At 59.2% G+C, this 14,094-nt stretch carries 10 protein-coding genes; 7 read left to right on the plus strand and 3 right to left on the minus strand.

Annotated elements, in window-relative coordinates:
* The 3 genes from NKJ28_RS13095 to NKJ28_RS13105 all read right to left on the minus strand — a co-directional run.
* Window positions 1-1,279: calcium-binding protein (locus tag NKJ28_RS13095; protein WP_352635868.1), on the minus strand; the 1,279-nt coding region annotated here is incomplete at its 3' end.
* A 664-nt stretch (window positions 1,280-1,943) separates the two neighbouring features.
* Window positions 1,944-3,053, minus strand: a complete 1,110-nt coding sequence (locus NKJ28_RS13100; protein ID WP_352455315.1) for an acyltransferase family protein — start codon at window positions 3,051-3,053, stop codon at window positions 1,944-1,946.
* A 94-nt stretch (window positions 3,054-3,147) separates the two neighbouring features.
* A complete protein-coding gene (locus tag NKJ28_RS13105; protein WP_084640985.1) occupies window positions 3,148-3,969 on the minus strand; it encodes a class I SAM-dependent methyltransferase in 822 nt (273 codons plus the stop codon).
* 425 nt (window positions 3,970-4,394) lie between these two features.
* Here NKJ28_RS13105 and NKJ28_RS13110 point away from each other — a divergent pair, with 425 nt between their 5' ends.
* The 7 genes from NKJ28_RS13110 (at window position 4,395) to NKJ28_RS13140 (ending at window position 14,038) form a co-directional block, all read left to right on the plus strand.
* On the plus strand, window positions 4,395-5,105 hold the full coding sequence (locus tag NKJ28_RS13110; protein WP_023675607.1) for an AAA family ATPase: 711 nt from the start codon (window positions 4,395-4,397) through the stop codon (window positions 5,103-5,105).
* Window positions 5,106-5,194: 89 nt separating this feature from the next.
* Entirely contained in the window at window positions 5,195-6,478 is a 1,284-nt protein-coding gene (locus NKJ28_RS13115; RefSeq protein ID WP_352635871.1) for a hypothetical protein, read from the plus strand.
* A 292-nt stretch (window positions 6,479-6,770) separates the two neighbouring features.
* Window positions 6,771-7,004, plus strand: coding sequence for a Trm112 family protein (locus NKJ28_RS13120; protein WP_023675609.1), 234 nt, complete (start codon window positions 6,771-6,773; stop codon window positions 7,002-7,004).
* A gap of 337 nt (window positions 7,005-7,341) precedes the next feature.
* Window positions 7,342-8,565, plus strand: a complete 1,224-nt coding sequence (locus tag NKJ28_RS13125; RefSeq protein ID WP_023675610.1) for a glycosyltransferase family 4 protein — start codon at window positions 7,342-7,344, stop codon at window positions 8,563-8,565.
* The gene (locus tag NKJ28_RS13130) at window positions 8,562-9,818 is read left to right on the plus strand and encodes an O-antigen ligase family protein (protein WP_352449683.1); all 1,257 of its coding nucleotides are present in this window, start codon (window positions 8,562-8,564) and stop codon (window positions 9,816-9,818) included. The genes NKJ28_RS13125 and NKJ28_RS13130 overlap by 4 nt, the downstream gene beginning before the upstream one ends.
* Before the next feature lie 4 nt (window positions 9,819-9,822).
* Window positions 9,823-11,820 (plus strand): asparagine synthase (glutamine-hydrolyzing), encoded by a 1,998-nt coding sequence (gene asnB, locus NKJ28_RS13135; protein ID WP_023675612.1) that lies wholly within the window; start codon window positions 9,823-9,825, stop codon window positions 11,818-11,820.
* Window position 11,821: 1 nt separating this feature from the next.
* Window positions 11,822-14,038, plus strand: a complete 2,217-nt coding sequence (locus NKJ28_RS13140) for a GumC family protein (protein ID WP_352635874.1) — start codon at window positions 11,822-11,824, stop codon at window positions 14,036-14,038.
* Window positions 14,039-14,094: the final 56 nt, after the last annotated feature.

Here is a 14,094-nt window from a genome sequence, read left to right on the forward strand (position 1 = left end):
GACTGCCATCGCTGGTGGTAGCGCCGGAGGCGGCGGTAGTAGTCGAACTGCCGTCGCTGGCGAGGAGGGGCGACAGCGCGGTCTTGCCATGACTGCCATCGCTGGTGGTAGCGCCGGAGGCGGCGGTAGTAGTCGAACTGCCGTCGCTGGCGAGGAGGGGCGACAGCGCGGTCTTACCATGACTGCCATCGCTGGCGGTAGCGCCGGAGGCGGCGGTAGTAATCGAACCGCCGTTGCCGGCGAGGAGATGCGAAAGCGTGGTCTTGCCATGATTGCTATCGCCGGTGGTGGCTTCGGAAGGGGCGGTGGCAGTCGAGGTGCTGCCGCCGGTGATGGTCTCGGCCGGGGCTGTGGCGGTCGAGGTGCCGCCGCTGGAGGTGGCTTCGGAAGGGGCGGTGGCGGTCGAGGTGCTGCCGCCGGTGGTGGCTTCGGAAGGAGCGGTGACAGTCGCGGTGCTATCGCCGGTGGTGGCCTCGGAAGGGACCGTCGCCGTAGAAATGGGATCGGTGGCCGCAGCTTCGGAAGGAGCAGTCCCGGCGGTGCTGAGATTGTGTTGCCGGAAAACGGCCTGCAGTTCCGGGGAGCTCTCAAGCGCGGTGTCGCCTCGCTGTGAACCCCAGGCGTACGCGTACTCGAAGGCGGGTGACGGAACCAGCTTGGCCCAGTGGTCCATCATGGTTTCCATCTGGGCGGCGGTGGGCACGACATATTTGCCACCCATGTCGGTGTTATAGTCGCCACCGCCAAACGTCTGGTAGCCTGGAATGATCTTGCTCGTCGGGATGCCCGATGCCTGAGCGGCGGCAACGAATTTATCGATCATGTTATAGTCGACCGCGCCATCCGTGCGGACAGGATAGACATCCACGCCGTAGTAATCGATACCGGTATTGGCGGGATTGTACGTGTTCGAAAAATCCGGATTCGCGGACGTCCCCAAGCTCATCATCGTGATGTAGGTCTTGGCGTCCGGCACATTGGCGTGAATCCAGTCGGATTCTGCCTTCAGATTCGCGGCGGAGGCGTAGGTGCCCCATTGGCCGGTGGGATCCGGCTCGTCGACAAGGAAGAATCCGAACAGCTTCGGATTGCCGATGAAAGGCGTGATCTTGTCGATAAAGGACGACGTCGCTCCGTCGGTTTCGTTGAGGTAGACCAAGCCCTTCATACCGTCCGGCAGCGCATTGAGTTGGTCAACAGATGAAACGTCGGCCAGATTGAATCCGGCTTGCGAAATTTCCGTGCCCGATCCACCTGACGTGTAATGCAGAGTTGTCATCCAATATTCCTTTTTCTGTTTCGACCGTGCCTACTTACAGACGGCGTATATTAGCGCCAAATCACATACCGACACCCTCTGACAGAAATATTGAGGTTTGAAGTAGGATTGAGCGTTGGAGGGGCGCTCCCTTCGAACTCGTTTCCGCAACGGTATCGACGACCAGCCAAGGATGGTTCTATTCGGGATAAGACTCGGCTAACTTGATCCGACCGTGTGGAGCTTGGCTCGAATGGCGCGGTCGAGAAGCCGTCCGACGCAGGACGGCCGGGAAATCTGAAAACCAGACCAAAAACAAAACCCGCCTAGCGGCGGGTCGTCAGTGCGAATCTGCACCGTACCCAAATTACTAGCATAGCTGCCGGCACAAAGCAAGAACAAAATGTGACACAATCGACGAAGCTGCCGATCTAGACGGCGCTTCTCCGAAATGCGAATGCGCCTCGCAGCCGGCATTGCCGCAACAGCGGTGCCGTGCAACATCGGCGGCTTGGAAGGAACCCCGGTGCTGTCTCGCCTGATCGCCGGCCTGCTGCTCGCCTGCGGATTGACCCACAGATCATGTATTCGCTTGTGCAGGCGTCGTGGGGCTACCCAGTTGCCTTTTCCGCGAGGCGACGGTTGGACTCAAACATCTTCTGCGGCATCCGCCGAAAGCTCCTGATCATGACGTTCGCGCGGAAGAGGTTGGCCGGATTGGCCGCGAGGCTGGTGCAAGGCGATATATCCCAGACACCAGGGCGCGGACGAGCGGCTTGCGTACCGGCGTCTCGATGAAGCGCCAGACGATAAAAGAGGCAAGGAGGACCCCGGCCAACACGACGAAGAATGCGGCGTTCTTGCCGACATGAGGCGCCAGCGCGTTAAGCGAAATGTAGCCGATATACTGGTGCAAAAGATACAGCGGATAAGTCAACCCTCCGAGCATCATGATAGCCTTGGATGGAGCAATCACGGAGCGGAGCAATATCGCGCCAGCGAAGACTCCGTAGACCACCATGTTGGCGGTGAAGAGAGCAGGATACGAAATGGCTGCGCCAAAGTGCTCCTGCATCCAGTTATGAGAGAACATTGCGGTCTGGCAAGACACCAGGAACGCGACGGCAAGAAACAGAAACGCAGCCGGTGAACGGCCCCTTGCAACGATGTCTTCCGCGAGGATGCCGGCGGCAAACAAAGGCGCATAGTTTGTAATGAAGAGAATGCGTATCACCGGGTTCCCAAAGAAGAACTCGTTGGTTGCCGAAATTGCGAGCCAGATGGCCGCGATGGGTATTTTCCAGCGCTGAAAGGCGCCGGCAAAGATCAGCACTGCAACCCAGCCGTAAAACAGGATCTCGAGCATGATCGACCAGTAGACGCCATCCATGGACGGCCTGCCGAAGAGGCGGGCGAACATGGAAAGATTGGCTACATAGGTTGGAACATCGGTCGGAAAACGCTGATCTTTGGCGACGACGAGAACAACAAACGTCGCGGTCATGCAGACGAGGAATCCGGGATAAAGCCGGGCGAAGCGGGCGACCGCGAATTCCTGCCAGGTTCGACCTTCGGCCGACCACGCGATGACGAAACCGCTGATCAGGAAAAACAGATTGACGCCGAGATAGCCGTAGATGGCGTAAGGTGCTGCGGCAGGATATTCCACGTCGAGATTGCCCGCGATCGCGCCGCCAAAAAGATAGTGAAAGAGCACGACCGCGAGGGCTGCAGCTAGGCGCAGCAGGTCGAGTGATGCCATGCGCGCCGGAATGGCCTTGCCTGCCGGTTCCACAGCTACCTCCCGCAGCCGTTTCAGCTTTTGACAACCATCAGCGGCCTGATCCGCAATACCAGTGCTAACGCGAAGACTGCAAACCGGCGGCAGGTCAAGCCTTTACCTTCTCAAGTACGAACAGCTGCTCGCAGGACAGGAACCGCAGGACGCTAAAAGAGCGTACCAGCTTGAGCCCCGCCGCCGCGAAATCCTGTCGTGCAACGGTGAGATTGACGGGATGAGGCGCCGACATCCTTCCGGTGATCAACTTCCGCAGCCTTAGCCGTATTCTCTGGAGGCGGGTGCCAAGGCCGTAGGATACGATCAGGCGACGGCTGGCAACGCGCGCGAGCTCAATGATAATGTCGCGCCTGAGATGTGGCGGGATAAGGTGAATGAGGCGAAGGCAGACCACCGTATCAAAGCTTTCGTCGGCGAACGGCAGCTGCGTCACGTCACATCGGATGAATCCCCGAAATCCGGATTGACCTTCATATGCTGATTTAGCCAAGGCCATCATTTCCATTGAAATGTCTGCAGCCAGCACCCGACAATTATGCTGGCCCAGCACGCCGGCCAGCTTCCCGGTTCCGCATGGGATATCGAGCACCTGAGATGGAGGCGGGCTGCACCTCTCCAGCGCCTTGGCGATGCAGCGTTGCTCCCGTCGCGCAATGACGTATGACGCAACGGTGGACAGCTTCAACCGGCCTGCATAGCCGTTCAGGTACCAGCTCGCAAAACTCGGATCTTGATATCTCTGTTTTGTCGGGAGCTCATAGGCCGCGACTGCCGCGACCTTGGCGTTGTAATTGGCAGGTATAGCCGTATTTGCCGCTGCCGTCTGATGTGGCTCGAGGTTCTCGCTCATATGCCTGCTTTCATACGATTTCTCCTGCAGATGAGATCGAAGATTTTTGTCCGACACGTTCATTGGATAGCCGACCAAGCTGCCCTATTGGCGATAGAGGGGATAAACGGCCAGTTGGCTGCGTCCATCACAGAGAAGGTTTCCAGAAGGCTGGGTGTCTCGCATCCCTCGAACGGATGAGACATGCCGAACTCATGACTGCCGCGCCCGCGCGGAAGTGTGCTGGGGAATAGGGCTACTGCACATCCCTTTCGGAGACGGAACGGTAAACGGACGGTAGGCAATCCGGAAGGATAGTCACCGAAACGCACTCCTTCCGTTCACGATTTTGGCGTCCGTCGATATCCTAACGTGACCACACCGTCATTCATACGGATGGCGCGGATTCCTGGCTCGTCGGCTAGACATCCCAGGAAGAGATGGGCGTTCGCTTCAGCAAATGGACATGACGTCACTGCCAGTAGGCTTCCCTCAGTCTGGATTGAAAGATGATCTTGGAGCTATTTGGGCCGTCCGGTGCTGGTAAGACGACGTTAGCGTCCGAGCTGGTGCACGTTTTGCGAGCTCAGGGCTACTGTGTTGTTTTGCAGACCGGTGACCGCCGACATCCGGTTAGAAGGGCCGCCTTCAAACTGGTCTCCGGCTTGCATTCAAAGTGGATCGGACAGCGTTCTCTCGGTGCAGAAGTGCTTAAGATTCTTCCACCCAAGAATGAGCTGTGGGCGGCTCGCCTGAACTGGCATCTTGAAGCTCTTCTTCAAGCTTGGCGCGCGGCAATAGCGTCCAATGACACGATCTCAATTTTTGACCAGGGTATGGTGCAATTCGTATGTTCACTGGTTTTGTTCAGCGGCGTAACGGATCGTGAAAGGGTGTCGCGCGCGCTCGAGCTTCTACCCAAACCGGATCTGCTTGTCCGATTGCAGGCGCCAAGGGAAATTCTAGAGGTCCGTCTGAAGGAACGCCGGCGTAACCTCGGTATCATTCAGAAGTTCCTCGAAGTCGATCTGCAGAGCAGTCTTGATCATATTGACCACGTTAATCTCATTGGGGAACAACTTGGATCGTTTCCCGTGCCAACAACTTGCGTCGAAAGTTTAGATTCGAACGGGCTCACAGCTGCCACAGAAATGATAGCGCGTGGAGTAATCGACAAGTTCGGCGCGGCGCGGGCGAAATTTAAAAGAGTTGAAGCTTAGAGAGATGCGGTTTTGAAGCGTCGACAAGAAGATATCCAATAATATGGAAAATCGAATTATTGAAAAGAAACCGCGCGAGTTGACATGACATGCGCTTTTCTCGCTACCAGACTGCCTTGGCGTTGACGTTAGCTGCTGTCAGCGCGATATCCATAGTTATCCACGGGGCGGTGAGTGGAGAGGACGTCGCATCGACAAAGTTCGTCGCGCCGGTAGCCATGGACCTGCCGGATTACCTGCACGCCGCGAAGGATGCGGCATTTGGCACAACTTTCACCCGAATAACCAAACCCGGAATCCTCGGCGCCGGCATCGCATGCGGGAGCAAATATTGCAGCCACCGCTATTCGAGCGCCCAGGCCTGGAATTCGGATCAGAGCCTTCTTGTCATCAGCAACGGCTGCGGCGGCTTATGCTTCCTGGATGGGCGCACCTACGCCCCGCTTTTTCGCCGTGATCGATCGACCGAATGCGAATGGCATCCTCACGATCCCGACCTGATGATCTGCGTCGGTGGTCGGAAAATCTCGACCTGGGCGCCACGCACCAATCATGAGGAGGTCCTGTTTGTTTCGACTGACAGTAGCAATCTCCAGTTCGGGCCATACAAAGGTAATCCAAGCCGTGATGGCAGCCGTATTGCCGTACGCGCGGTTCGCCGGGACGGCAAAGCGGTCGTCTTTGCCTACGATCTCAGACAGCGGCGGAAATTTCCGGAAATCGATCTCGCACAGCTTGTCGGAGCCAACGGCGCCTGCTCAATCTCGCCGCTGGGCGTCAACATCTTATGCATTCAGAACCTGAAAGACGACACTGAACAGACGCTCATCTTTTCTGTTGACGGCGTTCTGCGCCAGAAATGGACTGAGCATCATCGGCCTGGCCATGGCGACATGACCGTCGATGCCGACGGCAGCGAAATCTATGTGGGGATCAGTAAGTCCGATCCAGACATATACCAGGTGATCAAGCGAAGGCTGTCAGATGGGAAAGTCACCTCGCTCATGAGATATGGTGAAGCACAGCATGCATCGCTCAGGTCGCTGGACAGGCCCGGTTGGGTGTTCCTTACCTATTCGGGCAATCCGGACGAAGTATCGAAATATCCGGCTTGGGCGCCGTATGCGCGGGAAGTCATCGCGTTGCGCATCGACGGCAGCGGAGAGGTCCGGCGCATTGTGCAGACGAAGAACGTTCCATTCGACTACTGGAGTGAGACCCACGCCTCGCCGTCCCCGGACGGTTCACAGGTGATCTGGTCAAGCAATTGGGGAGTACCCGGCGGCCCGGTTTACGATTTCGTCGCCCGTATTGACTGGCCGGAAGGATCAGACACTGGCTCGAGAGCATTAGCCGCGAGCGGTCTTCAATAACAAAACCTTCCGGTCGCCTATGGCGATATGGCCGATCGTGCTTGCTCCATTCACGCTTTTAACGCCTCACGTTCAACTTCGCCGCCATACGGCTCCGTTCGATGTCGATTCATTCAAACGGACGACGACAGTGGCCAAGCCTGCACCTAGCGTGATTGTGCAGTTTGCAAGGCTTATGACACTTGCCGGAATCCTACGAATTACAGCGATGACGTCGGGTGACGGCTTGTATCGCCAAGGGCGCTCGCGCCGGAGCTCACTGTTGATGTCACGGCCGAGAAAGGAATAGCAGATGGATACGGATAAGCGAGCCGAAGAGAATGCCTCTTTCAACCCTGAGTTGTTAGAATGGTTGGTATGCCCAATGACCAAGGGCTCACTTGCCTGGGATTCGGATCGCGATGAACTCGTTTCGAAGAGCGCAGGACTTGCCTATCCGGTTCGCGACGGCATTCCAATCCTGCTAGCCTCGGAGGCACGGACGATCACCTCCCGCGTGGTCAAACTTCGCGCATCCAGACGATGATGGGAGCCGCGCTAAAGTAGGCGGCTTTCCGACGACAGCCAGCAATGACAGGAAAGTGTGCCGCGGAGCGCGAGCCGTTTGTCTGCGGACCACTCTGCGCTCGGCACCCGGGCAGTGCCGACCTCTTTGATGCAACGCGCGGCGACCTGAACCGGCTGGGTACGGCGGCCCGCTGCCGGGACAGGGTTTGCGTCATTTAAACAGACGAGGACAGTGGCAAGACCTGCCCCTACCGTGACCTGGGCGAGATGGGTAGCGAAACCAACACCATGAAAGCAAATTCAAGGGCCGGCCACTTCGCGCGATCGGGCTACAGCGAACGGTCAGGAGACGCAGGATGAATCCGCATCTGGTGTGTGTCGGAGGCGAGGATCATGCCCTGCGAATTCCGTTCTTGATGTCGCTGCGAGAGAAGGGATTCCGTGTTACTGCGGTGTCGAGCGGCGGTGAAGCCGCATTCCTGCGGCATGGCATTCCGCATCGCAGCTACGGTTTCGACCGATTTTCCAGCAGCAGCGGAGAATGGGCCGCCATCAGAACCATTCGAAAGCTGATGGCGGAACTCCGGCCGGACATTATCCAAAGCTTCGACACCAAGCCCAACCTGGTGACGCCACTTGCGGTGCGCGGAAGCGTTCCAGTCGTGCGCACTATCAACGGTCTGGGCTGGACGTTCTCGTCCCTGGAACCGCGCGCCCTTGCCCTGCGCCCAATCTTTTGCGGACTGCAATGGCTTTCGTCGTTATGGACGGCGGCTACGGTGTTCCAGAATCGGGACGATCAGGCATTCTTTGAACGCTACCGACTGATCGGACGCGGCAGCGGACGAGTGATCCGCAGTTCTGGAATCGACGTCGATGCGTTCGCCATGGCAAGGCATCTTGCCCCGTCGGCGATGAAAATGCGCGAAGAGCTTGGGCTCCAATCCGCCGAGATCGTAATTTTTGTCGGCCGGCTAACGCGCCAGAAAGGCATCCCGACACTCCTCAAGGCAGTCCCTCGCATCCTGTCGGAAAGGCCCAATGCCCGTTTCGTGCTTGTCGGCCCATTGGAATCCGAGGGCCCATTTGCAGTGGACAAGGCTGAGATCGATCGACATGTGCCGCATGTCATCGCCTTGGGTCCACGACGCGACGTTCCTGCCCTTCTTGGCATGGCCGATCTGTTCGCCTTTCCAACACAATACCGAGAAGGGATTCCGCGCGTCCTGCTGGAGGCAGGGCTCGCGGGATTGCCTATCGTCGCCTCGATGATGCCTGGTTGCAATGAGGTGGTCGAGGACGGATGGAACGGCCATCTCGTCCCCCCGCACGATGCGAACGGCCTTGCCTCTCGAATTATTGAGGTCCTGTCCGACCGCCGGAAAGGACGGACCATGGGCGCTCGCTCTGTCGAGCTCGTCCGGACGCAGTTCTCGCTGCCCTGGGTGGTCGAGCAATATTGCGATCTCTACGACAATGTCCTTAGTGCCAAATCCCAGGGCGGCTTCGCTCGACCGGCATCGCCGGTGTTGCTTGAAGAGCCTGCTGCAAACCGCGGATCGGGTGGAGCGCGCCGATGATCCGGGACGCGATCCTGGCCTGCGGCGTGGCCATGTCGTATGCGGCGCAGCTCTCGGTTCCGGGCTTGCCCTACGGCTATGGCGAATTGTTTCTCGCGCTTTGGATCATGCTGTCGATCGGGCGGGTGCTCGCCGGCGGTCACTTGGTAGTCAGGCCCGCCCTGATCCGTGTTGCGGGCTTCTGGCTGATCATCACGCTCGCTCTGGGTATTGGCACCATCGTTGGCTACCTGACCACGGTACTGTACCTGTCGGTGGTGATGCACGATATGGTAGCCTACCTGCTGCTGATCTGCGTCACCTGCCTGGCCGCCGCGGAGCCCGACGCGGATCGCCGTCTGCGCAGTGCTGCCTGGTGGGTGGTCGCGATTGCGAATGCATGCTTTATTGTTCAGCTGGCACTTGGATGGGGTTGGATCCACCAATCCGGCGTCGATCCCTGGTACTGGGATCGCTTCCGAGGCTGGTCCGAGAATCCCAACCAGCTCGCGCTCTATTGCGCACTCCTTGGTCCGCTCGCCTTGCATCTTGCGACGACTACAAGCAAGCCGTGGGCGAGGCTGGCCGGGCTCAGCAGCCTTATCCTGACCATCTATGTCGGAAGGCTGACGAAGAGTGATACCTATCTTTACACGACGGTCCTGGTCGGCCTGATATTTCTTGGGCTGCGGGTTCGGACATGGCTCGCAGCCGGTGACGGCAAGGTCAGCCTGTCCCGGCAAGTTACCCTCCTGCTGATGATTGGCTTCCTTCCGTTGGCCATGTCGATGACGCCTTACATCGTCACGGAGGTGGGCAGCGTCGAACAGTTCGCCTTGAGTCTTACCAAGGACAAGGGCGGCGAAGCGACCGCCGAAACCGCTGCACTTCGAATCCATCTCTGGGGAGATGCATTGGGCAAGGGCCTAACGTCAGGATCCCTGGGCCTTGGTCCTGGCCCGCATCTGGAGCGCCCGCCCATTTCCTACAGCCAATTTCTGCCCCGGCCTTTCGAGGCTCACAACACGATTCTCGATCTGTACACTCAAGGTGGTTTGGTTGCGGTCCTGGCCCTGGCCTGGATTGTCGGCGCGGCGGCTTTATGCGCATGGCGTGCGAAGCTCGATGCCCTGTTCGTGCTGGTGGTGTCGATCGTCATCTTCGGAATGCCACATCTGATCATCCGCCATCCAATCGTGTGGTTTGCGCTTACCATTTGCCTTGTTGCCGGAACGCCGCGAACGATTTCGGCAACCTCTAGCGACCTGAGGTGATGGCATGTGTGGGATTACCGGAATTCTCCTTGCACCCGATGCCGCCAACATCAAGCCGCTCAGGGCAATTGGCCAGATGACGACGGCCCTTCGTCATCGTGGGCCTGATGGCGAAGGCTTCTGGATCAATCGCGAAGCCGGCATTGCCTTCGGCCACCGACGTTTGGCTATAGTCGACCTATCGGAAGCAGGACGCCAGCCGATGCATTCGGCAAGTGGCCGATATGCCATTACCTTCAACGGCGAGATCTACAATTTCCGCGATCTGCGCCGCGAGCTTGAAGACGCTGGCCATCGGTTCCGTGGCGCCAGCGATACCGAAGTGATGCTGTGCGCAATCGAGAGCTGGGGTCTCGACACCGCACTCACGCGCTTCGCTGGCATGTTCGCATTTGGATTGTGGGATCTAAAGACCAGGACCCTCCATCTCGCCCGCGACCGAATGGGCAAGAAGCCGCTCTATGTTGCTGCAACGCGCGATGCGCTCGTTTTTGCCTCCGAGTTGAAGGCAATCCATCGTTTTCCAGGTTTCTGTCAGGAGCTCGATCTCGACGCGGCCGCGACAATGCTTTCGAAAGGATGGGTACCGGGAAACTGTTGCATCTGGCGAGGCGTGTTCAAGCTACCTCCGGGCTCGGTCCTGTCTGTGACGGCGGCGGATTTTGCCGAGGCGCGCAGCGCCGCATCCCTTTCGCAACGCGCCCGACACTGGTGGTCGCTGTCTGAAATCGCCGCGAACGGTCGACAGAATCCAATCGCCGGTACCGACGAAGAACTGACCGATGGACTCGACGATCTGCTTCGACTTGCCGTCCGGGAACGCATGATAGCCGATGTGCCGCTGGGTGCCTTTCTGTCTGGTGGCCTCGACAGCTCCACGGTTGTGGCGCTGATGCAGGCCCAATCGCCAAAACCGGTGCGCACATTCACGATCGCTTTCGGAGAAGGCGGGTTTGATGAGGCTCCCCACGCGGCGGAGGTCGCGCGGCACCTGGGCACCGATCATACTGAACTCCACCTTTCAGCAGCCGCTGCGCGTGAAGTCATTCCGGAACTGCCGCGGATCTGGGATGAGCCGTTCGCCGATGAATCGCAGATACCGACTTTGCTCGTGGCGCGGCTCGCTCGCCAGCACGTTACGGTGGCGCTATCAGGCGACGGTGGCGATGAATGCTTCGCCGGTTACGCTCGTCATTTCATGGCTGCGCGGTTGAAACGACAGCATGCGCTGCCGTCGCCGCTGCGTCACGCGCTTGCTGCAGGGGTCGGATTGCTGGCCCGTGCGGCGCGTCACGATTTCGTCGGCAAGCTGCCGCTTTCGGCGAGTGGACGGCACGCGCTGCGGAGCGACCGGCTGCATCGCCTCGCTCGGCTGCTCGCTGCGCCAGATGAGGACGAATTGCATCGACGGCTGACCGGAGCATCGACCGGGAGCCTCGCACTCCACACGCCGCCCACATCAATTCAAGGGTCCCCCCGGCTTGATGGCCTGCTGTCCCGTCTCTTGTACGACGACATGGCCGGTTACCTGCCCGACGATATATTGGTGAAGTTGGACCGCGCCAGCATGGCCAATAGCCTCGAAGGCCGGTGCCCGCTTCTCGACCATCGGGTTGTCGAATTCGCCTGGCGGCTGCCGGCACATGCGAAGGTCCGCAATGGCAAAGGCAAGTGGCTTCTTCGTCAGCTGCTTAGCCGCTATGTTCCGCAACGGCTGATCGACCGGCCGAAGCAGGGTTTCGATGTTCCCATAGCAGTCTGGCTGAGCGGCCCGTTGCGCATCTGGGCCAGCGATCTAGTCGCCGATATACGCCTCTCCGGAGATGGGATCTTCGACTTTGCGAAGGTCGAAACCTGCTGGCGCGACCATCTTGACGGAAGACAGGATCATTCTCGCGATTTGTGGCCCGCGTTGATGTTCCAGGCCTGGCGCAACGAGGCCGGGCGGTCCGCCGGGCCGGCAACGGGCATGTCCACAGCGCTCGAACTGACAGGAGTATGAGATGGAAGGTTCCATAGTCAGCCGAATTCACCTTCCGCGCGCCACTGAAATGCACGTGCCGACGCGCGAGATCAATCCGCGCATGAGGCCATTCCTGCGCGAACAGGTCGACGCGCAGACCCCCTTCCATCAACTCCTCATTACCATCGCGAGGAGAAAATGGTTCCTGCTTGCAATGGTGATTTTGGGCGGAGTGTTGGCTGGGCTTGCGGGTTTTGTGCGTCCTGTCCTGTTCGAGGCGACCGCACAGGTGATTGTCGATGCTCCTGGCAGGAACGCGGCTCCCGGAGGTGCGGATTCTGCTCAGGAGATGCTGGATGCGAGCATTGATGACCACTTAACCATGCTCTCTTCGCAGGGGCATCTGCGTCGCCTGGTGGCAGCCCTACGCGAGACAAAGATCGGCAACATTGCTGAGCAAGGTGATGTCGGAAATTCCCGCGCCGCCCCGGTAGGCGGCAACCTGCAGAACATACGCACCTTCGCAGCTGGTCTGCTAGAAAGGATTTGGCCGCAGGGCGGGCCGGAGGCGGCCGATGCAGCCGAACTCAAGGCATTGCGGAAGGGCATGAGGGTTGGACAGGAACTGAGATCAAGGGTGATCACCGTCGGCTTCACCGACGACGATCCGGCGCGAGCCGCCCTGGTGGCCAATACGTTCGTCCAAGTATACATCGACGATCTCGCACAGAAGCGCAGGGCGTCAGACAGGCTGGAACTCGCCTCGATCGTCGCCAGCCTGCCGGTCGTACAAAGCAACCTGGCGAAAGCGACCGACCGCCTGGAAAAGTATCGACTGAGCCACGGCGCGGTCGATCAAGGTGCGGCGGATAACGCTGCCAAGGAGACAGCCGAACTTAGTCAGCAGATATCCTTGTCGAAAGCGGATCTCTCAGCGACGGAATCTCGCCTTCAGCACATCGAGGCTTTGCGAGAGGGAGGAGCATCGGTGGCGGCGCTCGCCGAAGCGATCGGGTCTCCGGTATTGGCCGACATGGCGGCCCGCCAAGCCAACGACAATGCGGATGCGGGCCTTAGCACTGCGATCAACGGCGAGATCGAACAAGGCACTGCTCGCATTGCGGCGGAGGGGAACATCTACCGTGCCCAGATCGCTGCTCTGGAGGGCCGTAAGAATGTGCTCGATGCGGTGGTGGCCGACACAGCCGGCCGGCTTTCCGGCTTGCGTGCGCTCGAGCCGCAGGTCAGCATCCTGACGCAGCGATACAACCAGCTTCTCACCCAACAACAGGATCTGGTGCAGCGCATCGCAACTCCCTTGCCCGGGGTCTCGATCCTTTCAGCGGCATGGCCGCCAACGAATCCAAAAACACTGCCGCCCATCTTTCTTATTCCGCCCGGCATGATCGTGTTTGGCCTCATTGGCGGGGTCTTCGTCTTGGTCCGCAGCCGTCTCAATCAGACCTTGCGCGGCGGGGCCGAAGCTGAAGCCGCGCTCAGGGTTCCGTGCCTGGGGCTGATACCGGAAGCGCCCACGATACACGCGAAACGACTACAGCAGCTGGTTCTCGGCCAGCAAAACTGCAGCTACAGCCGAGCCGTCACTTCTCTCCTTGTCACCGTGGCTCTCAACAAAGCGAGAGGCCGTGCGTCGCACGTCATCCTCGTCACGTCCAGCGTCCGGCATGATGGCAAGACCGAGCTCGCATGGAGCCTCGCCTTGGCAGCTACCCGACTTGGGGGACGAGTGCTTTTTCTCGATCTTGACGGCACGGGCGCCCGCCTCACGAACGAGTTTCTGAACGAATTCGGTGCGTTCAAGCCGCATAAATCCTTTGGAGACTATATGAGCGACCGTTGTCCGCTGCACGACGCGGTCACGGGAATGCCTGAAATTGGAATCGACTTCATGGCACTCGCACCATCCGAGGATCTGCTGCCGCAACTGTCCATGATCGACGGGTCCCTGGTCACAGATGAGCTGCGCTCGATGTACAGCATCGTCATCATAAATGGACCGCTGGGACTTGGAGGACCTGAGGCCAGGCTACTGACGGGCTGGGCTGACGCGGTTCTTTTCGCTGTTCGCTGGGCCAGGACGCGTCGCAGCATCGCGCGTGGTGTTCTGCAGTTGCTGACGGAGGACGAGACGGCTCAGGTCCCCGTAGGCAGCGTTCTCACGCAGGTCAATCTTAGGAAACACGCCGGCTACCGGTTTGGGGACAGCGCGGATCTCTTGCTCGAGAGAACATCATGAGTGTCACATGCGGGATTCCGCGTAACGACCGCCACGGCATTCGGCCTGTCGAGCGG

The organism is Mesorhizobium sp. M0145, assembly GCF_040322355.1.
Lineage (GTDB): Bacteria > Pseudomonadota > Alphaproteobacteria > Rhizobiales > Rhizobiaceae > Mesorhizobium.

What these genes read in the sequence shown, in the direction of transcription:
- NKJ28_RS13105 (WP_084640985.1), bottom strand. Translation starts at nt 3,969, where the DNA reads ATGAACGTGTCGGACAAAAATCTTCGATCTCATCTGCAGGAGAAATCG.
- NKJ28_RS13110 (WP_023675607.1), top strand. Translation starts at nt 4,395, where the DNA reads ATGATCTTGGAGCTATTTGGGCCGTCCGGTGCTGGTAAGACGACGTTA.
- NKJ28_RS13115 (WP_352635871.1), top strand. Translation starts at nt 5,195, where the DNA reads ATGCGCTTTTCTCGCTACCAGACTGCCTTGGCGTTGACGTTAGCTGCT.
- NKJ28_RS13120 (WP_023675609.1), top strand. Translation starts at nt 6,771, where the DNA reads ATGGATACGGATAAGCGAGCCGAAGAGAATGCCTCTTTCAACCCTGAG.
- NKJ28_RS13125 (WP_023675610.1), top strand. Translation starts at nt 7,342, where the DNA reads ATGAATCCGCATCTGGTGTGTGTCGGAGGCGAGGATCATGCCCTGCGA.
- NKJ28_RS13130 (WP_352449683.1), top strand. Translation starts at nt 8,562, where the DNA reads ATGATCCGGGACGCGATCCTGGCCTGCGGCGTGGCCATGTCGTATGCG.
- asnB (WP_023675612.1), top strand. Translation starts at nt 9,823, where the DNA reads ATGTGTGGGATTACCGGAATTCTCCTTGCACCCGATGCCGCCAACATC.
- NKJ28_RS13140 (WP_352635874.1), top strand. Translation starts at nt 11,822, where the DNA reads ATGGAAGGTTCCATAGTCAGCCGAATTCACCTTCCGCGCGCCACTGAA.